The sequence below is a fragment of the Pseudomonas eutrophicaquae genome (assembly GCF_023544715.1).
GTDB lineage: Bacteria > Pseudomonadota > Gammaproteobacteria > Pseudomonadales > Pseudomonadaceae > Geopseudomonas.
Genome location: NZ_JAMJEZ010000003.1, coordinates 107,542 through 126,105 on the forward strand (window position 1 = coordinate 107,542; position 18,564 = coordinate 126,105).

Below are 18,564 nucleotides of genomic sequence, written 5' to 3' on the forward strand. Positions count from 1 at the left end.
CCCTGATCAGAAGCTGTGGTCGGCGGTATCGGGGTTGAGGTCGCTGATCCCCAGTCGGCCAGCGGCCTGCTCGATGGCGGCGGTCTGCTGGACCAGGGCCGCGATGCCATCGCGGATGATCTGCTGGCCAGCGGTGTTGCCGGCGGCAATCAGCTGATCGAAGAACACACCCTCCTGCTCGGCGCTGTCCACCAGCTTTTGCAGGCTGGCTTGGGTGGCGTCCAGATCGGCCTTGAGGCGGGTATCCGCTGCGCTGTCCGCCCGGGCGACCAGCGAAGACAGGCTGGGTCCGGTGAGCAGGCTGCCGTCGCTCTTGCGGTATTCACCGAGGTACACATTGCGCACGCCCAGGGCGTTGTAGAAGTGCGAGTTGTGGGTGTTGTCGCTGAAGCAGTCGTGCTCGTCTTCTGTGGAGTTGGCTTCCAGCGCGACTTTCATCCGCTCACCGGCCAGCTCGCCCAGCGACAGACTGCCCATGCCGAACAGCATCTTGCGCAGGCCATTCTCGGCAGATTCCGCTTCGAGCGCGGCGCGGTAGTTGCCGGCGGTGCCGGGCTGCCACTGGCCGACCATGTACTCCAGATCGCTGATTAGCAGGGCGGTGACGGCTTGCAGGTAGTCACGGCGGCGCGCGTTGTGGCCCCCGGTGGCACCTTCGCCAAGCAGAAAATCACTGGCCGGGCGATTGCCGGCACCGGGATTACTGCCGTTGAGATCCTGTCCCCAGAGCAGAAATTCGATGGCGTGATAGCCGGTCGCCACGTTGGCTTCCGAGCCGCCCAGCTCGTTGAGCTGAGCCAGCAGCTCGCCATTGAGCTGGCTGATATCCAGGGTCTGCTCACCCACCTGGAGCGAGGTGTTGGCGATGAGGTTGGCGGTGGCTCCGGGATTGCCCAGCACGTGCTGATAGTCAGCGGCAACGTAGTCGATCAGGCCCTCATCCAGCGGCCAGGCGTTGAGCTGGCCTTCCCACTCATCGACCACCGGGTTGCCAAAGCGGAACACCTCGCTCTGCATGTACGGAATGCGCGCGGCCTGCCAGGCGGCGCGGGCGGCCTTGAGGTTGGCCTCGTTTGGTTCAGCTAGCAGGGCGTCGATCGCCTGCTGCAGGGTCTGGGCGGTGGACAGGGTGTCGCTGAACACGGCGTGGGCGAGGCTGGCGTAGTGATTGACCACCGCGCGAGCTGCGTCCTGGTCGAACGCGGTCACGTTAGCCGTGTTCTGGGTGATGGGTGCGGTGCTGGCCGCTGGTGCCTTGTTCTGCGGCTCCTCACCGCAACCGGCAAGGGCGATGGACAGGGCGAGCAGGCTGGCGCAGGTCAGGGGGGAGCGAATCATCGGGCAGGTCCTTGCGATCGGGCATCAAAAGCGAGTCGTTATTTAATGCGATCGTTTATCATTTTTCAAGGGTCATGCCCTGCGATCCAGAGAACAAAAAACCCGGCACAAGGGCCGGGTTTTTTGTTACAGGGTCAGGAGACTCAGGCGGCGTACTGCTGCGCCACGAAGTCCCAGTTGACCAGGTTCCAGAACGCCTCGACGTACTTCGGACGCAGGTTGCGGTAGTCGATGTAGTAGGCGTGTTCCCAGACGTCGCAGGTCAGCAGCGGAGTGTCGCCGCTGGTCAGCGGGCAGCCGGCGCCGATGGTGCTGGCCAGGGCCAGGGAGCCGTCAGCCTTCTTCACCAGCCAGCCCCAGCCGGAGCCGAAGGTGCCGATGGTGACCTTGCTGAACTCTTCCTTGAACTTCTCGAAGGAGCCGAAGGCTGCGTTGATGGCCTCGGCCAGCGCACCAGTCGGCTCGCCGCCGCCGTTCGGGCTCAGGCAGTTCCAGTAGAAGGTGTGGTTCCACACCTGGGCGGCGTTGTTGAAGATGCCACCGGTGGAGGTCTTGACGATCTCCTCAAGGCTCTTGCCTTCGAACTCGGTGCCCGGCACCAGGTTGTTCAGGTTCACCACGTAGGTGTTGTGGTGCTTGCTGTGGTGGAACTCCAGGGTCTCGGCAGAAATGTGCGGCTCGAGGGCGTTCTTCTCGTAGGGCAGCGGCGGCAGTTCGAAAGCCATGGTCTCTCTCCGTATCATCAATCAGGTGGATTCGCGCATGTCTGACGCGATGCCCGGCTCACGGTGCCGGGATGCAGGATCGTGCGACCCGTGCAGCAGCGCTCTGATGCGCCGTCAGCGCCGGATCATAGCACCGGCACCTGGGCATATCCACGCAGCATCTGTAGGGAAAAGCGCCGCCACCGCCCGCTGCCGCGTGGACGGCTGCCCGGCCTATACTGAGCTTTCGCCCGTCTTTGTTGAAGGTCTGCCGCATGCACCACCCGGCGTCTGAGCCCGCGTCTGACACCTCCCGCACCAATGAGCCGCTACCCGCGCTGGCCGCCGGTCTGCATGCCCATCAGCCCTTGGCGCCCCCGGTGCTGCGGCCATCGCGCTGGCGCCAGGGGCTTACTCTGCTGGCGCTGTCGGCGCTACTGGGCGGTGTGCTGTTCTGGCAACAGCAGCGCTGGCAGCTGCTCGATGCCCGCCTGGTGGCCACGCAGGAGAGTTTTGCGCGCCTGAGCGAGGAGGCGGCCGGGCGGCTGGCGGTGGTCTCCAGGCAGCTCAGCGAGGCTGAGTCGGGCGTCAGCCGCGAGCGTGACGCGCTGCGCCAGCGTCAGCGGTTGCTGGAAGAGCGTCTGGCCCGCCTACAGGACAGCCACGCCGCCCTGCAGGCACAACGCCTGGAAGAGGAGCAGCGCCTGCAGGCCGTATACACCCAGCTCGAGGCCCAGCGCACGGTGGCGACTCGCCTGGCCGAAGCGCTGACCCGCGAGCAGGAGGCCCGTCTGGTCCTTGAGGCGCGCCTGCACCAGCAGCAGGCCACACAAACACGCCTGCAGGAGCAGCTGGCTGCCTTGCAGGCTGAGACGCAGCGCTTGAGCACGCCACTGCAAGGGCGCACGACTGGCCACTCGCGCTGAGCGCGGTGCCCGCAGGGCGCGGGCACCGCCTGCCGCGATCAGGCCTTGAGGGTCGGGTAGTCCAGATAGCCGCCCGGGCCGGAGCCATAGAAGGTGCTGCTGTCGGGGGTGTTGAGCGGCGCATCGCTGGCCAGCCGCTCGACCAGATCCGGGTTGGCGATGTAGGGCACGCCAAAGGCTATGGCATCCGCCTTGCCTTCGCTCAGCCACTGCTCGGACTGCGCCTTGTCGAAGCGCTCGTTGGCGATGTACACCCCGCCGAACTGCTGCTTGAGCTGCGGGCCGAGGCTGTCCTCGGCGGCGTGCTCGCGGGCGCAGATAAAGGCGATGCCCCGCCGGCCCAGTTCGCGGGCCACATAACCAAAGGTCGCGGCCGGGTTGCTGTCGCCCATGTCATGGGCATCGCAGCGCGGTGACAGGTGGACGCCGACCCGTCCGGCACCCCAGACCGCGATGCAGGCATCGGTGACCTCCAGCAGCAGGCGGGCACGATTTTCCAGCGAGCCGCCGTACGCATCGGTGCGCTGGTTGGTGCTGTCCTGCAGGAACTGATCGAGCAGATAGCCGTTGGCCGCATGCACCTCGACGCCATCAAAACCGGCGGCGCGGGCATTTTCCGCGCCCTGACGGTAGGCCTCGACGATCCCGGCGATTTCCGCACTCTCCAGCGCCCGCGGCACCGGGTAATCACGCTGCGGACGCAGCAGGCTGACATGGCCACGGGCAGCGATCGCGCTGGGTGCGACCGGCGCGGTGCCTTCCAGGTAGACGGGGTCGGAGATGCGTCCGACATGCCAGAGCTGCAGGACGATCCGCCCGCCGGCGGCATGTACCGCGTCGGTGACCTGCTTCCAGCCCTGCACCTGCGCGCTCGACCAGATGCCCGGGGTGTCCGGATAGCCAACGCCCATCGGCGTCACCGAGGTGGCCTCGCTGATGATCAGCCCGGCATCAGCCCGTTGGACGTAGTATTCGGCCATCAGGGCGCCGGGCACCCGGCCGGGCTCGGCGCGGCAGCGGGTCAGCGGGGCCATGATGATGCGGTTCGGCAGCTCAAGATCGCCTGCTTTCAAAGGGTCGAACAGTGTCGGCATGGTCATTTCCTTGCAGGGCGGCGCAGGGCGGCGAGCCTCTGGCCGCAAAACGGATGGAAAGGCGTCTGCTGGGTGCAGACGCGCCGCCACACTAACAGCGCTCGCCGGGCAAAAACAGCCCGTTGCCCGTCTCCTCGACCGTCTGGCGAATCATCTGTTCGGCGTACTGCGCCAGCGCGCTGCGCCCCAGCCCTGCGCTGTCGATCGGCGCGAGCAAGTGAATCTCGACACAGGCGCGCTCGGCCGCCAGCAGGCGCAGCAGATGCTGCGGCAGGGCATCGTCGTCGATGAAGGGCGCCAGCGTGTCGAGCTGGCCCGCGCGCCGATAGCGCAGCGCCACCGGCTGCACCACCAGGCCCGCTTCTGCGACCGCTGCGAGCAAACGCGGGTGAAAGCGCCGCACCGTGCGCCCATCAGAGCTGGTGCCCTCGGGGAAGATCGCCAGCGGCCGGCCTGCACCGATCTGCTGCGCGAGCTGCGCGCTCAGCTCCCGGCTCTGCCCGGCCCCGCGCGCAATGAACAGCGTGCCGGCCTGGCGCGCCAGCCAGCCGAGCAGCGGCCAGTCGGCGACTTCCTGCTTGGCGAGAAAAGACAGCGGCTGCAGGGCGCCGAGCACGGCGATGTCGGTCCAGGACACATGGTTGGCCAGCCACAGGCAGGGCTGGGTGGGCAGCGCGCCGTGTATCTGAACCTTGAAAGGCAGCGCCGCCTGCAGGTGACGCATGAAGCGGCAGGTCAGGCGCTGGCGCCGTGCGAGTGAGAACGGCGCTAGGCGGGCAAACAGGCTGATCACCCCGGCATACAGCGCACCTTCGGCCAGCACCAGGGCCAGGCGCGGCAAGCGGACCAGCAGACGCAGGCGGCGCATCAGCAGGCGGTCTTGAAGTGCCGGGCGTAGCGCGGGCAGAGCTGATCGCGTTGCAGCAGGATGAAGACATCCGCGACCTGAAAATCCGGGTCCCAGCACGGCTCACCGCAGACCTTGGCGCCCAGACGCAGGTAGGCTTTGAGCAAGGGCGGCAGCTCGGCGCTGAGGTTGTCCGCCAGCTCCAGCGCAGGCAGCGGCTGGCGCGGCTCGGCGCGCAGGGTCTCCCGGCACAGGTGCTGCTCGCGCAGGCGCCGCATCACCGCCTGGGCCTGAATGCCGCCATCTCGCATGGGGATGCTGGCGCAGCCCATCAGGTAGCGGTAGCCGCCTTCATTGAGGATTTCCGCCAGCGCCGACCACAGCACGGCGATGGTCGCACCGTTGCGATAGCCCTCGGCCACGCAGGTCCGGCCGATTTCCAGCACCGGGCCGCTCAGCCGGCCCAGACCATGCAGGTTGAACTCCGCCTCGCTGTAGAAACGGCCGAGACGCCGCGCGGTGGCCTGATCGAGCAGCCTGGTGGTGGCGACCAGCGCACCGCTGGCAAGATCCCGCACGCCCAGATGCAGGCAGTGGTCATCAAAGCCGTCGCGGTCAAGTTCAAGCTCGGTGTCCTGCAGTTGAGCGCCGCATTCATGGCCAAACACCTGATAACGCAGGGCCTGGGCTTCGAACAGGGCTTCACTGCCGTACAGGCGCTCGGCCTGCAAGCGGCGTGGATCGCGTGGGGTGTGGGGGAGAGCGGAACAGGTCATGCAATGGCCTCCGCGCGGCAGCTGCCGCCATGGGTGGGGTCAGGCCGATGCTAGGGTGGGCAGATGAAGGTGCGATGTCCGGCGCGTGACGCGCCTGTGATCGGCGCATGCCGCCGGCTGAGGCGATGGGCGGCCTTTGGGTTGAGTCGGCCGGGCGGGGCGGCTAAGGTGCCGCAGGCACGGGAGGGCGTCTGCCCTTCACGGGCCTGAACCTTGGCGGAGTATCGGGATGCGAGCATGACGGCAACGGTTTTTCCCTGGCGCTGTGGCAATACCGTGCAGCTGCACATGGAGGGCGAGCGCTTCATGCCGGCGATGCTGGCGGCGATTGCCGCGGCCCGCCAGCAGCTGGATTTGGAGTTCTACCTGCTGGAAGAGGGCGCCTGCGCGGCAGCGCTGGTCGAGGCGCTGCAGGCGGCCTGTCAGCGCGGTGTGCGGGTGCGCTGCCTGTTCGATGCGCTAGGCGGGCGGCGGTTTGCCCTGTCAGCGCGGCGCCTGCAGGCGGCGGGCGTGGCGCTGCGCTGGTACAACCCGCTGGGCTGGCGTCATGGTCTGCGCAACCTGCATCGTGACCATCGCAAGCTGCTGCTGGTGGATGCCCGCGTGGCCTGGGTCGGTGGTACCGGCATCACCGATCATTTCTGGCATCCGCAGCAGGGCAGCCGCTGGCACGAGCTGATGGTCGAGGTGGCGGGGCCGGTGGTTGCCGACTGGCAGCAGTTGTTCGAGCAGCAATGGCGGGCCTGTGCGGCCGACTGCCCGTGGCAGCCGGTGCGCGCCCCGCTGTCGCCACTGCCGCCCATGCCGCTGCCGGGGGCCGGGCTGGCGCGGGTGGCCTATGCCGATGCGCATGAGCACCGCGACATCCTGCAGTCACTGCTGCGCCAGATCCAGCAGGCCCGCCAGCGGGTCTGGCTGGTCACTCCGTATTTTCTGCCCGGATGGAAGGTGCGGCGTGCGCTGCGCCGGGCGGCGCGGCGCGGAGTTGAGGTGCGACTGCTGCTGGCCGGGGCACACAGCGATCATCCGCCGGTACACCATGCGGCGCAGCGCTATTACCTGCGCCTTCTGAAGAATGGTGTGCGAATCTTCGAGTACCAGCCGCGCTTTCTGCACTGCAAGGTGGTGCTGGTCGATGACTGGGTGACGCTGGGCTCCTGCAACTTCGATCGCTGGACGCTGCGCTATAACCTGGAGGCCAATCTCGAGGTGCTGGATCCGGTATTCACCCACACACTGAGCCAGGCGCTGGCCCATGACTTTGCCGAGGCCCGCGAGGTCACCCTGTCGATCTGGCAGGCCCGCCCCTGGTGGCAGCGTCTGCTGCGCCGGCTGTGGGGCTGGGCGGATCAAGTGGTGATCAACCATCTGGATCGCTGGCGTTAGCGCGGACAACAAAAAGGCCCATCCCCGTGAAGGGATGGGCCTTGATCAGCAAGCTGGCGCTTACTTGACTTCGACCGCCAGGCTCTCGGCGATCTTCTGCTTCCAGATCTGCGGGCCGGTGATGTGCACCGACTCACCGTTGGCATCGACCGCCACGGTCACCGGCATGTCCTTGACCTCGAACTCGTAGATTGCTTCCATGCCCAGTTCCTCAAAGGCCACCACGCGCGACTGCTTGATCGCCTGGGCGACCAGGTAGGCGGCGCCGCCGACAGCCATCAGGTACACGGCCTTGTTGTCCTTGATCGCCTCGATGGCGATTGGGCCACGCTCGGACTTGCCGATCATGCCCAGAAGGCCGGTCTGCTCAAGGATCTGGCGGGTGAACTTGTCCATACGGGTGGCGGTGGTCGGGCCGGCCGGGCCAACCACCTCGTCACGCACCGGATCGACCGGGCCGACGTAGTAGATGAAGCGGCCTTTGAGGTCCACCGGCAGCTGCTCGCCTTTGTTGAGCATATCGACCATGCGCTTGTGCGCCGCATCACGGCCGGTGAGCATCTTGCCGTTGAGCAGGATGGTTTCGCCCGGCTTCCAGCTCTGCACCTCTTCCGGAGTCAGGGTGTCGAGGTTGACGCGACGGGCGCTCGGGCCGGCTTCCCAGACGATTTCCGGGTAGGCGTCCAGCGGCGGGGCTTCCAGCACGGCCGGGCCGGAGCCATCCAGCACGAAGTGGGCGTGACGGGTGGCCGCGCAGTTGGGGATGATGCATACCGGCAGCGAGGCGGCGTGGGTCGGGTAGTCCTTGATCTTCACGTCGAGCACGGTGGTCAGACCGCCCAGACCCTGGGCGCCGATGCCCAGCTGGTTGATCTTCTCGAACAGCTCAAGGCGCAGTTCCTCAATGCGGTTCTGCGGGCCGCGGGCTTTGAGCTCATGGATGTCGATCGACTCCATCAGCACTTCCTTGGCCATCAGCGCGGCCTTCTCGGCGGTGCCGCCGATACCGATGCCGAGCATGCCCGGCGGGCACCAGCCAGCGCCCATTTCCGGCACGGTCTTCAGTACCCAGTCGACGATCGAGTCGGACGGGTTGAGCATGCCCATCTTCGACTTGTTCTCCGAGCCACCGCCCTTGGCGGCCACGTCCACTTCCACCTTGTCGCCGGGGACGATGGAGTAGTGGATGACAGCCGGGGTGTTGTCCTTGGTGTTCTTGCGGGCACCTGCCGGGTCGGCGAGGATCGAGGCACGCAGGACGTTTTCCGGCAGGTTGTAGGCGCGGCGCACGCCTTCGTTGATCATGTCGTCGACGCTCATGGTGGCGCCATCCCAGTGCACATCCATGCCGACCTTGACGAACACGGTGACGATACCGGTGTCCTGGCAGATCGGACGGTGGCCGGTGGCGCACATCCGCGAGTTGATCAGGATCTGGGCGATGGAGTCACGGGCTGCCGGCGACTCTTCGCGCAGGTAGGCCTCGTGCATGGCCTGGATGAAGTCGACGGGGTGGTAGTAGGAGATGTACTGCAGGGCATCGGCGACGCTCTGGATCAGGTCGTCTTGCTTGATTACGGCCATGGAACACGGTCCTCTTCAGGCGGGAACTTCACGGCGCGCCACCCCTGAGGGCAGCGCAAAGGGCGCGAGAGTATAGCGCGCAGGCTGCGCTGCGGGACACTCGCGGCGCCCGACAATGGTCGATGAACGCACGCGCGGCCGGTATCAGGCCTCGCCAGCCAGACGCCGTTCGAGCTGGAAGCGCCAGCGGGTGTAAAGCAGCGCGGCGCAGAACACCACGCTGCTCAAGAGCGCTTCCACCAGGCCAAAGGTCAGGCGCCCCGGTTCAAAGGCGGTGACCACCCCCTGGATGAAATACAGGTTGATCACATAGCACAGCCAGGCGTGCACCCGGGCGCTGCCCAGCAGGATGCCCGGGGCCAGCAGCAGCAGCGGCACGGCCTGCACGCCGAGAATCACCCACGGCCGGGCGCCGTGCAGATCGACGATCTGCAGATACCAGACGGCCAGCGCCAGCAGCAGGGCAAGAAAGGCGATCAGGGTCAGAACGCGCGCCAGACGCACGCGCGGCTGCAGCCAGTCCAGGGGCGGCAGCGGTTTGGGGGTTCGGGCCATCTCAGGTCTCCAGTTGACGGGCAAGTTGCGCCAGGCGCTGGCCGAGGGCGCGGCACAGGGTGATTTCGTGTGGATCGAGCGCGCGCTTGCCATCCGCGCCGGCATGGTGGCTGGCGCCGTAGGGCGTGCCGCCGCCGCGAGTTTCCAGCAGCGCGCTTTCGCTGTAGGGCAGACCGCAGACCAGCATGCCGTGGTGCAGCAGCGGCAGCAGCATCGACAGCAGGGTGCTTTCCTGGCCGCCATGCAGGCTGGCGGTGGAGGTGAACACCCCGGCCGGCTTGCCGACCAGCGCGCCGCTCAGCCACAGGCTGCTGGTGCTATCGAGAAAATGCTTGAGGGGCGCGGCCATGTTGCCAAAGTGGGTCGGACTGCCCAGCGCCAGCCCGGCGCAGTCGCGCAGGTCCTCAAGGGTCGCGTAGGGGGCGCCGCTCTCCGGAATCTCGGCGGCGACGGCCGCGCACTCGGCGGAGACCGCCGGCACACAGCGCAGGCGCGCTTCCAGCCCGCCTTGCTCGATGCCGCGGGCGACCTGCAGGGCCATCTCGGCAGTGGCGCCATGGCGGCTGTAATAAAGCACCAGGATGTAGAGCGCGCTCATGGCAGCAGCTCCAGCAGACGCTCGGTCGGACGGCCAACCACCGCCCGCTCGCCCACCCAGAGGATCGGTCGCTCGATCAGTTGCGGATGGCGGCACAGCGCCTCGATCAGCCCTGCATCGTCCAGGGCCGGGTCCGCAAGGCCCAGGCTCTGATAGAGCGCCTCGCCGGTGCGCAGCAGCTGGCGCGGGCGATAACCGAGCGCCTGGAGCAGGGCGCGCAGCTCGGTTTCGCTCGGTGGCGTGTCGAGGTAATGCACCGTTTGCACCGCAAGGCCGCGCGCCTCGAGCAGTGCCAGGGCCGCGCGCGATTTCGAGCAGCGCGGGTTGTGGTAAAGGATCGGGTCGGTCATGGGCGTCGCCTGGGCGGGATGGGGCGGTTATTCTAACCGGGTCGGCCTGCCCCGGCAGCCTGCCCGCAGGCGCCTGCGGGTCCTGTCTTTTCTCGGAGCAAGGAGTTGCGTGGTCTGCATTGCCGGCAGATCGCCCCACCGGATGATGACTTCCTATCTGCAGACTGCCTGGCGCTTCCTGCGTCTTCTGGTCTCGCGCTTTCTGGCCGATCGGGCGCCACAGAGTGCGGCGGCGCTGACCTATACCACGCTGTTTGCCGTGGTGCCGATGATGACGGTGACCTTTGTCATGCTGGCGGCGATCCCGGCGTTTCGCGAGCTGGGCGAGCCGATTCAGGCGTTCGTCTTCCACAATCTGGTGCCCTCGACTGGCGAGCAGGTGCTGGAGTACCTGCAGTCGTTCAGTGGTCAGGCCCGTGAGCTGACCTGGATCGGCGTCGGCATGCTGATCGTCACCGCCTTCCTGACCCTGACCACCATCGAACAGGCCTTCAACCAGATTTGGCGGGTGCGTCAGGCCCGGCGCGGGGTGTCGAGCTTTCTGCTCTACTGGGCTGTGCTGAGCCTTGGGCCGTTGCTGCTGGGCGCAGGCTTTGCCGCCAGCACCTACGTCACCTCGCTGACCCTGTTCTCCGGCCCGGATGCCTTGCCGGGCGCTGCGGCGCTGCTGTCGCTTACCCCGCTGGTCACCGGCATTGCCGCCTTTACCCTGCTGTACGCCGCGGTGCCCAACACCCGGGTGCCGCTGCGCCACGCGCTGGCCGGCGGCTGCCTGACGACGCTGCTGTTCGAGGCGGCCAAGGCGCTGTTTGCCCTGTATGTCACCCTGTTCCCGGGCTATCAGCTGATCTACGGCGCCTTTGCCGCCGTGCCTCTGTTTCTGCTGTGGATCTATGTGTCCTGGCTGATCGTGCTGCTCGGCGCGGTGCTGGTCAGCACGCTGGGCATGCCGGCGCTGTGGCGTGCAGGCGCCTGGCCACCGGTGCTCAACGTCCTCAGCCTGCTGGAGGGCCTGCTCAAGGCGCAGCGCGAGGGGCGGGCTCTGTCGCGGGCAGCGCTGTCTCGGCTTGGGCGGGTGGCCAGCGAGGCGGACTGGCAGGCGCAGCTCGACTGGCTGGAGTCTGAGCGGCTGATCCAGCGTAATGCCCACGGCGACTGGCTGCTGTGCCGTGACCTGCACGATTATTCGCTGTTCACCCTGCTGCAGCGCAGCCCCTGGCCGTTGCCAGCGCTGCCGGCGCTGCCGGAGGTTGATCACGCGCCGTGGTATCCGCCGCTGCGCATCGCTTTGCAGGCGCTGGCGCAGCAGCAGCAAACCCTGCTGGGCGGCAGTCTGGCCGACTGGCTGGACGGCGGTCCGGCGCAATTTACTGAGGAGCAAAACCACCGATGATGGCAGGCATGAGCAGGATTCTGCTGCTGGGCGCGCTGGCGCTGCTGGCAGGTTGTGGGCGTGAAGCGCCGGACTGGGGCCCGGACCAGCAGGGGCGCACGATTTCGGCCGCCGAGTTGCAGGGGCGCTGGCTGATCGTCAATTACTGGGCGGAATGGTGCGTGCCCTGTCGCAAGGAAGTGCCGGAGCTCAACCGTCTGCAGGCGGAGCTGCCGGCCGGGCAGGTGCGGGTGCTGGGGGTGAATTTCGATGCGCTGGAAGGGGCCGAGCTGCAGGCGGCCATCGCGGCGCTGGGCATTGGCTTTACCACCTTGGTGCAGGACCCGGGCCCGCGGCTGGGCATCGAGCCGCTGCGGGCGCTGCCGGTGACCCTGCTGGTTGATCCGGCCGGGCAGGTGCGCGAGACGCTGGTCGGCGAGCAGACGGCCGACGGGTTGCGGGCGCGTCTGCGTGCCTTGGGCGCAGCACCGGGCTCGTAAGCGTCAGGTGCTGCGGCGTCTGGCGGGATGACGGCGGCCAGCTGGCCGTCAGTCATCCTCCGGCAGGGTTGGGGTGCGCCCGGCCTTGCGGCGTAGCCCCTCGAGCAGCTCCTGCTGCAGCTCGGGGTCGTGACGGGTCAGTTCGAGCAGACCTTGTTCGAGTTCATCGGCCTCCTCATCGAATTGCAGGGCGACCAGGCGGCGCACCCGCTCGACCCAGCGATCCACATCCTCACCCTCCAGATCCGCATGGATCAGGGCGCGGGCCTCGCGCAGGCGACGGCGCAGATCCGCCTCGATGCCAAGGCGCAGATCGGCATGGGTCTTGCCGTCATCGCTCTCGACCCGCAGTTGCAGGTGGTCCAGGCGGCGACTGTCCAGCTCGCTGAACGGCTGATCCAGCAGGTCCAGCTCCAGCTGTCCCTGGGCATCGGTGAACAGCTCATACAATTGCCCGGCCACCCGCACCGTCACCGGGCGCTCGCTCCACGGCAGGTTGCTGTGCTCCAGACGAAGATCGCGCGGCTGCTCCTCGAGCGCGGCCAGGTTCTGCTGGGCACGGCCGTTGGATTCGACATTCATGAACGGGTTGATCCCCGCCAGCCCGTAGCCGATCCAGCCACGGGTCACGTTGTCCGGCAGGCTGCCCAGCGCCACCACGTTCACCAGGTTAGCCGCGCCACCCGCCACCAGCGCCAGGGCGCCGAGGGGCAGCTCGTAGAGCTCGCGCCACGGTTGGTAGGGGGTGTAGCGTTGGTAGCGGCGCGTCACCTCGTACTCGCGTACCTCAAAGGTCTTCTGCTCGTTGACGCGCACCGTCTGGCGCGGCTGGCTCAGCGTGCGCACCTCGCCGGCATCCAGATACAGGCTGTGATCAAGCAGCCGGCGCTCGACGCGCGACTCCAGCTCGCTGCGTTGCGGCAGCTGGTTGGCGCAGCCGGTGAGGAACACGGCGCCGCACAGGGCGGCGCCGGCAAGGCGATGGTGGCGTCTGGGCATGATCTCGTCAGCGGTTGAGGCGGGCGGCGAGGAAGGCCTGGATCTCGGCCAGCGGCACGTTCTGCGCCTCGCCGTCACGGCGGCCCTTGTATTCGAGAACCGACTCGGCCAGGCCCCGCTCGCTGATCACGAGGCGATGCGGGATGCCGATTAGTTCCATGTCAGCAAATTTGACGCCCGGACTGGTCTTCTTGTCACGATCATCCAGCAGTACTTCATAGCCGGCGGCGCTCAGCTCGGCGTACAGCGCATCGGCGGCAGCCTTGACCTCGGCGTTTTCGTACTTCATCGGCACGATAGCGAGCTGGAACGGCGCCAGGGCTTCCGGCCAGAGGATGCCGCGGGCGTCGTGATTCTGCTCGATGGCAGCAGCGACCACGCGCGATACGCCAATGCCGTAGCAGCCCATGATCAGGGTGACCGGCTTGCCGTTTTCGCCCAGTACCGAAACCTTCATCGCCTCGCTGTACTTGGTGCCGAGCTGGAAGATATGCCCGACCTCGATGCCGCGCTTGATTACCAGCGTGCCCTGACCATCCGGGCTCGGGTCGCCTTCGACCACGTTGCGCAGGTCGGCGACATCCGGCAGCGGCAGGTCGCGCTCCCAGTTGAGGCCGAAGTAGTGCTGGCCGTCGACGTTGGCACCGGCAGCAAAGTCGCTGATCAGCGCCACCGAGCGGTCGATGACGGCTGGGATCGGCAGGTTCAGCGGGCCGAGCGAGCCTGGGCCAGCACCGATGGCGGCGCGGATCTCGGCCTCGGAGGCCATCACCAGCGGGCTGGCAACCAGCGGGTGGTTGGCGGCCTTGATCTCGTTCAGTTCATGATCGCCGCGCACGAGCAGGGCGATCAGCTGGCCTTCTTCAGCGCCGCGCACCACCAGGGTCTTGACGGTTTTTTCAATCGCTACACCGAACTGGGTGACCAGCTCATCGATGGTCTTGGCATCCGGGGTATCGACTCGGCGCAGTGCTTCGGTCGCCGCGCCACGCACGGTTTCGCGTGGGATGGCCTCGGCTTTCTCGATGTTGGCCGCGTAGTCGGAGCTGTCGCTGAAGGCGATGTCGTCCTCACCGGAGTCGGCCAGCACATGGAATTCGTGGGAGCCGGTACCGCCGATCGAGCCGGTATCGGCCTGTACCGGACGGAAGTTCAGGCCCAGGCGGGTGAAGATGCTGCAGTAGGCCTGGTGCATGCGGTTGTAGGTGTCCTGCAGCGACTCCTGGGTCAGGTGGAAGGAGTAGGCGTCCTTCATCAGGAACTCGCGGCCACGCATCAGGCCGAAGCGCGGGCGGATCTCGTCACGGAACTTGGTCTGAATCTGGTAGAAGTTGATCGGTAGCTGCTTGTAGCTGTTCAGCTCGTTACGGGCCAGATCGGTGATCACTTCTTCATGGGTCGGGCCGACGCAGAAGTCACGCTGGTGGCGGTCTTTCAGGCGCAGCAGCTCGGGGCCGTATTGCTCCCAGCGGCCGGATTCCTGCCACAGCTCGGCCGGCTGGATCGCCGGCATCAGCACCTCGAGGGCGCCGGCGGCGTCCATCTCCTCGCGGACGATCTTCTCCGCCTTGCGCAGCACGCGCAGGCCCATCGGCAGCCAGGTGTAGAGGCCCGAGGCGAGGCGGCGGATCATCCCGGCGCGCAGCAGCAGCTGGTGGCTGATCACCACGGCATCGGCGGGCGTTTCTTTGAGGGTCGAGATCAGGTACTGGCTGGTGCGCATGGGCTGAAGTATCCGGTTTCGCTGGGCGGAAAAATGGCCTGCATTGTACGGCGCGGGTCAGATGGCGTACAGCGCACGCCCCGGCGCGCCGATTGCGAAAACGACAGAGCCCGGCGCGGGGGCCGGGCTCTGGTGACAGACGAAGAGCTGGCAGGCGTTACAGGATGCTCAGCGGGTATTCGACGATCAGGCGCACTTCATTGACATCGTCATCATAGGCACTGCTGGCGCGGTACAGCGCGCTGCGCAGGCGCAGAGACAGGTCCTTGGCGACACCTTCCTGGACCACGTATTTGCTCTCGAAGTTGAACTCATGCTCCTTGGCATCGCGGCTGGCGCCGGTGTCGATGTTGTCGCCGGTGATGTAGCGGCTCATGAAGCTCAAGCCCGGTACACCGTAGCTGGCCATGTCCAGGTCGTAACGGACCTGCCAGGAGCGCTCATCCTTGCCGATGAAGTCGGAGTACTGCACGGAGTTGGCCAGCCAGACGGTGCCGCCGCCATCGATGCCGTAGGTATAGCCGGTGTCACCGGAGGCGCGCTGGTGCGCCAGGGTGAAGGTGTGCGCGCCCATGTTGTAGGCGGCGGCCAGGCTCCAGATCTTGTTGTCGAGATCGCCGGAGAGCTTGCGGCCATCGTCCTTGCTGCGGTAGGCGTTGAAGTCGAGGTTCAGCGAACGCTCATCGCCCAGCGGCAGGGTGTAGTTCAGGTTGAGGTAGGTCTTCTTGAAGTGATCTTCCACATCAGAGGCGTGCAGGCCGGCGCTGAAGTCTTCGGTGAAGCGGTAGTCGGCGCCGAAGATGTTGGCCGAGGTCAGGCCAGCCGCGCCCTTGCCATTGATGGTGTCGCGGCCGGTGGCGGTCATGCTGCTCAGTGCGGTGAAGCGACCGGCATTCAGGCTCAGGCCATCGATTTCTTCACTGACCAGGAAGGTGCCGGTGGCGACTTCCGGCAGCAGGCGGGCGTCGTCGGTGGAGAACACCGGGGTTTCGACCAGCTGGTTGCCGTACTTGAGGGTGGTGTTGGAGACGCGGGCTTTGAGCACGGCGCCACCGCGGGTCTGGGTGTCGTCGGCGCTGCCGTCATCGGTCTGGCCGAATTGGCCGGTGCCATAACGGCCCTTGCCGCTGTCGAGCTTGATGGCGCTCAGGGCATGGGCATCAACGCCAAAGCCCACGGTGCCCTGGGTGAAGCCGGATTCATAAAAGGCGCGCACGCCCAGGCCGGTTTCTTCACGATAGCCGTTGGTCTTGCCGGTGATGGCATTGGTGTTACCGGCACCGTTACGGAAATCACGGTTCATGTACAGCAGGCGACTGTGCACATTCAGGCTGCTGTCTTCGATAAAGCCTTTCGACTCGCTCTGTGCGCTGGCCAGGGTCAGGGAGCTGCTGGTCGCGGCGGCGATGGCCAGCGCCATGACGTTCCATTTCATCTGCATGGTGTATTCCTTGAAAGCGATAAAAGTCAGGCCTGTCACTGACCGTGCAGGCAACGGATTCATTGTTATTGTTTTGTGACGTTATATCACGGGCGCAGCCCGCTGCGCTGTATGCCACGCATCGCGCCGCTTGGCAGGCTGCTTGGGAAGCCTCTGGCGCGTGGGCGAAGTGGTTAATGGTTTCTTAAGCCGTGGCTTTGAAGATCATCCTGCATTCCACTCGAGGAGATGGATCATGGCGGGGTTACCGAGCTTCGATGAGCGCAGTTGGCTGCGGATTGGTCCCGAGCAGGGGCTGGAGTTGTATGGCTGCGCCGTCGGTACCGACGCACAACGGCGCCAGCCATTCGAGACCCTGATCGCCACCTGCTTTGCCGAGCATTACGGCGCGCAGCTGCGTCAGTTCATGCCCTGCCTGCTGGGGCTCAAGGATGTGGCAGGCCAGCTGCAGGCCGTGGCCGGGCTGCGTTCGGCGGCGGCGGAGCCGCTGTTTCTTGAGCGCTACCTGAGCGAGCCAATTGAGCAGGCGGTGGCTCGGCAGCGCGAGACACCGGCGCTGGACCGCGAGCAGCTGGTCGAGGTCGGCAATCTGGCGGCCCGTGGTGCCGGTCAGGCCCGCCTGCTGATCGTGGCGCTGACCCAGATGCTGGCCTTGAGCGGGATTCGCTGGGTGGCCTTCACCGGTACCTCGCTGCTGCTCAACAGCTTCCAGCGCCTTGGGGTGACGCTGCTGAATCTGGGCGCGGCCGATGGGCGTTGCCTGGGCAGTGAGCAGGCGGACTGGGGCAGTTATTACGCCACGCACCCGCAGGTGATGGTCGGGGATGTGCTGGCGGCTCATCAGCGTCTGCAGACAGCGGGGGTCTACCAGCGTCTGGGCTGTCGGTCGCTGCGTGATGCCGAGCAGGAGTGCAGCCATGTCGCCTGCTGAGTTCTTCCGGCAACTGGTCGGACATGGCGAGCGGATGGCCCTCTGCGACGGCCACCAGCGCCTCAGTTACAGCGAGCTGCTCGCCGAGGTCGGGGCGCGTGCCCGGCAGCTGCAGCAAGGGGGTGTCCGGCGTCTGGCGCTGGCGCTGGATAACGGCCCGGACTGGCTGTTGTGGGATCTGGCCGCGCTACAGGCTGGCGTGGTCTGCGTGCCGTTGCCGGGCTTCTTTTCCTCCGCCCAGCAGCGCCATGTGCTGGAGAGTGCCGGCGTTGACACGCTGCTGGCCGCCGATCCGCAGGCCTTTGCGGATCTGGGCTTTGCGCCGCGGGCGGGGCTTTCTCAGCGTGCCGTGAGCCACGCGCCGGAGCTTGCGCCCGGCACGGCGAAGATCACCTACACCTCCGGTACTACCGGGCAGCCCAAGGGCGTGTGCCTGTCGGCTGAGGCGATGCTGCGGGTGGCGCAGAGCATTGCCGAGCGCATCGCTGTCTGCGGCATTAGCCGGCATCTCTGCGTGCTGCCACTGGCGGTGCTGCTGGAGAACCTGGCCGGCGGTTACAGCGCCTTGCTGCTCGGTGCGGGTCTTGAGTTGCCGGCTCTGGCCACGGTCGGCATGCAGGGTGCCAGCGGCTTTGACCTGCCGGCCTTCCTCGCCACTCTGGGGCAGGTAAAGCCGAGCAGCCTGATCCTGCTGCCGCAGCTGCTGCTGGCGCTGGTCACAGCGGCCGAGCACGGAGCGCTACTGCCCGACTCACTGCGCTTTATCGCGGTAGGCGGCGGGCGAGTGGCGCCGCAACTGCTGGAGCGTGCCGAGGCGCTGGGGCTGCCGGTGTTCGAGGGCTATGGGTTGTCCGAATGCGCCTCGGTAGTGTGTTTGAACACACCTGGCCAGCGCCGGATTGGCAGCGTCGGCGTGCCATTGCCCCATGTCGAGCTGCGCCTGGCCGCCGATGGCGAGGTGCTGGTGCGGGGTGCGCACTTTCTCGGTTATCTGGGCGAGCCGCCCCAAGCGAGTGAATGGCTGGCGACCGGGGATCTGGGGCACTGGGAGGAGGGCTTTCTGGTGCTGCACGGGCGCAAGAAGCATCAGTTCGTCACCGCCTTCGGCCGCAACGTCAATCCCGAATGGGTGGAGGCCGAGCTGGTCCAGCAGGCCGCCATCGCCCAGGCCTGGCTGCATGGCGAGGCCTTGGCCGCCAACGTCGCGCTGCTGGTGCCGCGCGGCGAGGTAAGCGATGCCGCGCTGCAGGCCGCGGTCGATGCGGTCAACGCCCAGCTGCCGGACTACGCTCGTGTACACCACTGGCTGCGTGCTACGCACCCCTTCAGTGAGGCCAATGGTTTGGCTACCAGCAACGGTCGCTTGCGCCGTGTCGCGCTGCTCGAACATTACCGTCCGGTCATCGAAGACCTGACGAACGATTTGACTGTCTAGAGGAT

The 18,564-nt window shown here is 66.6% G+C and carries 18 protein-coding genes; 6 read left to right on the top strand and 12 right to left on the bottom strand.

Annotated features, from left to right (window positions below; translation table 11 throughout):
• Nucleotides 1–6 precede the first annotated feature (6 nt).
• Together MXC11_RS02305 and MXC11_RS02310 are read right to left on the bottom strand one after the other, a co-directional pair.
• Nucleotides 7–1,338 (bottom strand): imelysin family protein, encoded by a 1,332-nt coding sequence (locus tag MXC11_RS02305; RefSeq protein WP_250004648.1) that lies wholly within the window; start codon nt 1,336–1,338, stop codon nt 7–9.
• Nucleotides 1,339–1,481: 143 nt separating this feature from the next.
• Nucleotides 1,482–2,063, bottom strand: coding sequence for a superoxide dismutase (locus MXC11_RS02310; protein WP_250004651.1), 582 nt, complete (start codon nt 2,061–2,063; stop codon nt 1,482–1,484).
• A 254-nt stretch (nt 2,064–2,317) separates the two neighbouring features.
• Between MXC11_RS02310 and MXC11_RS02315 the strand changes: the two genes are divergently transcribed.
• Nucleotides 2,318–2,968: a hypothetical protein gene (locus MXC11_RS02315; RefSeq protein ID WP_250004654.1), complete on the top strand. Its 651-nt coding sequence runs from the start codon at nt 2,318–2,320 to the stop codon at nt 2,966–2,968.
• Nucleotides 2,969–3,006: 38 nt separating this feature from the next.
• Here MXC11_RS02315 and MXC11_RS02320 read toward each other — a convergent pair whose 3' ends face one another.
• From MXC11_RS02320 to MXC11_RS02330, 3 genes are all read right to left on the bottom strand, one after another.
• Nucleotides 3,007–4,062, bottom strand: coding sequence for an alkene reductase (locus MXC11_RS02320; protein ID WP_250004656.1), 1,056 nt, complete (start codon nt 4,060–4,062; stop codon nt 3,007–3,009).
• 91 nt (nt 4,063–4,153) lie between these two features.
• Entirely contained in the window at nt 4,154–4,930 is a 777-nt protein-coding gene (locus MXC11_RS02325) for a lysophospholipid acyltransferase family protein (protein WP_250004659.1), read from the bottom strand.
• Nucleotides 4,930–5,685: a GNAT family N-acetyltransferase gene (locus tag MXC11_RS02330; protein WP_250004662.1), complete on the bottom strand. Its 756-nt coding sequence runs from the start codon at nt 5,683–5,685 to the stop codon at nt 4,930–4,932. Before MXC11_RS02330 ends, MXC11_RS02325 begins: the two co-directional genes overlap by 1 nt.
• A gap of 237 nt (nt 5,686–5,922) precedes the next feature.
• On the opposite strand from MXC11_RS02330, the gene MXC11_RS02335 reads away from it, so the two are divergent.
• Nucleotides 5,923–7,071: a phospholipase D-like domain-containing protein gene (locus MXC11_RS02335; RefSeq protein ID WP_250004666.1), complete on the top strand. Its 1,149-nt coding sequence runs from the start codon at nt 5,923–5,925 to the stop codon at nt 7,069–7,071.
• Nucleotides 7,072–7,131: 60 nt separating this feature from the next.
• On the opposite strand, the gene MXC11_RS02340 is transcribed toward MXC11_RS02335, so the two are convergent.
• The 4 genes from MXC11_RS02340 to arsC form a co-directional block, all read right to left on the bottom strand.
• Nucleotides 7,132–8,655 (bottom strand): fumarate hydratase, encoded by a 1,524-nt coding sequence (locus MXC11_RS02340; protein WP_250004670.1) that lies wholly within the window; start codon nt 8,653–8,655, stop codon nt 7,132–7,134.
• A 144-nt stretch (nt 8,656–8,799) separates the two neighbouring features.
• On the bottom strand, nt 8,800–9,210 hold the full coding sequence (locus MXC11_RS02345) for a DUF2069 domain-containing protein (protein ID WP_250004672.1): 411 nt from the start codon (nt 9,208–9,210) through the stop codon (nt 8,800–8,802).
• A gap of 1 nt (nt 9,211) precedes the next feature.
• Nucleotides 9,212–9,808, bottom strand: a complete 597-nt coding sequence (gene wrbA, locus MXC11_RS02350) for an NAD(P)H:quinone oxidoreductase (protein WP_250004675.1) — start codon at nt 9,806–9,808, stop codon at nt 9,212–9,214.
• Nucleotides 9,805–10,158, bottom strand: a complete 354-nt coding sequence (gene arsC / locus MXC11_RS02355) for an arsenate reductase (glutaredoxin) (RefSeq protein ID WP_250004679.1) — start codon at nt 10,156–10,158, stop codon at nt 9,805–9,807. Before arsC ends, wrbA begins: the two co-directional genes overlap by 4 nt.
• Before the next feature lie 145 nt (nt 10,159–10,303).
• Between arsC and MXC11_RS02360 the strand changes: the two genes are divergently transcribed.
• Entirely contained in the window at nt 10,304–11,551 is a 1,248-nt protein-coding gene (locus MXC11_RS02360; RefSeq protein ID WP_250004868.1) for a YihY family inner membrane protein, read from the top strand.
• An 8-nt stretch (nt 11,552–11,559) separates the two neighbouring features.
• Nucleotides 11,560–12,030 carry a TlpA family protein disulfide reductase gene (locus MXC11_RS02365; protein ID WP_349665488.1) on the top strand — a complete coding sequence of 157 codons (471 nt, stop codon included), beginning with the start codon at nt 11,560–11,562 and terminating at the stop codon, nt 12,028–12,030.
• A gap of 48 nt (nt 12,031–12,078) precedes the next feature.
• On the opposite strand, the gene MXC11_RS02370 is transcribed toward MXC11_RS02365, so the two are convergent.
• The 3 genes from MXC11_RS02370 to MXC11_RS02380 all read right to left on the bottom strand — a co-directional run bounded on the left by MXC11_RS02370 (nt 12,079) and on the right by MXC11_RS02380 (nt 16,193).
• Entirely contained in the window at nt 12,079–13,029 is a 951-nt protein-coding gene (locus MXC11_RS02370) for a hypothetical protein (protein WP_250004683.1), read from the bottom strand.
• A gap of 7 nt (nt 13,030–13,036) precedes the next feature.
• Nucleotides 13,037–14,752, bottom strand: coding sequence for a proline--tRNA ligase (locus MXC11_RS02375; protein WP_250004686.1), 1,716 nt, complete (start codon nt 14,750–14,752; stop codon nt 13,037–13,039).
• 157 nt (nt 14,753–14,909) lie between these two features.
• Nucleotides 14,910–16,193, bottom strand: coding sequence for an OprD family porin (locus MXC11_RS02380; RefSeq protein WP_250004687.1), 1,284 nt, complete (start codon nt 16,191–16,193; stop codon nt 14,910–14,912).
• Nucleotides 16,194–16,428: 235 nt separating this feature from the next.
• On the opposite strand from MXC11_RS02380, the gene MXC11_RS02385 reads away from it, so the two are divergent.
• Nucleotides 16,429–17,124 (top strand): thermostable hemolysin, encoded by a 696-nt coding sequence (locus MXC11_RS02385; protein WP_250004690.1) that lies wholly within the window; start codon nt 16,429–16,431, stop codon nt 17,122–17,124.
• Entirely contained in the window at nt 17,111–18,559 is a 1,449-nt protein-coding gene (locus MXC11_RS02390) for an AMP-binding protein (RefSeq protein ID WP_250004693.1), read from the top strand. The genes MXC11_RS02385 and MXC11_RS02390 overlap by 14 nt, the downstream gene beginning before the upstream one ends.
• Nucleotides 18,560–18,564 lie beyond the last annotated feature (5 nt).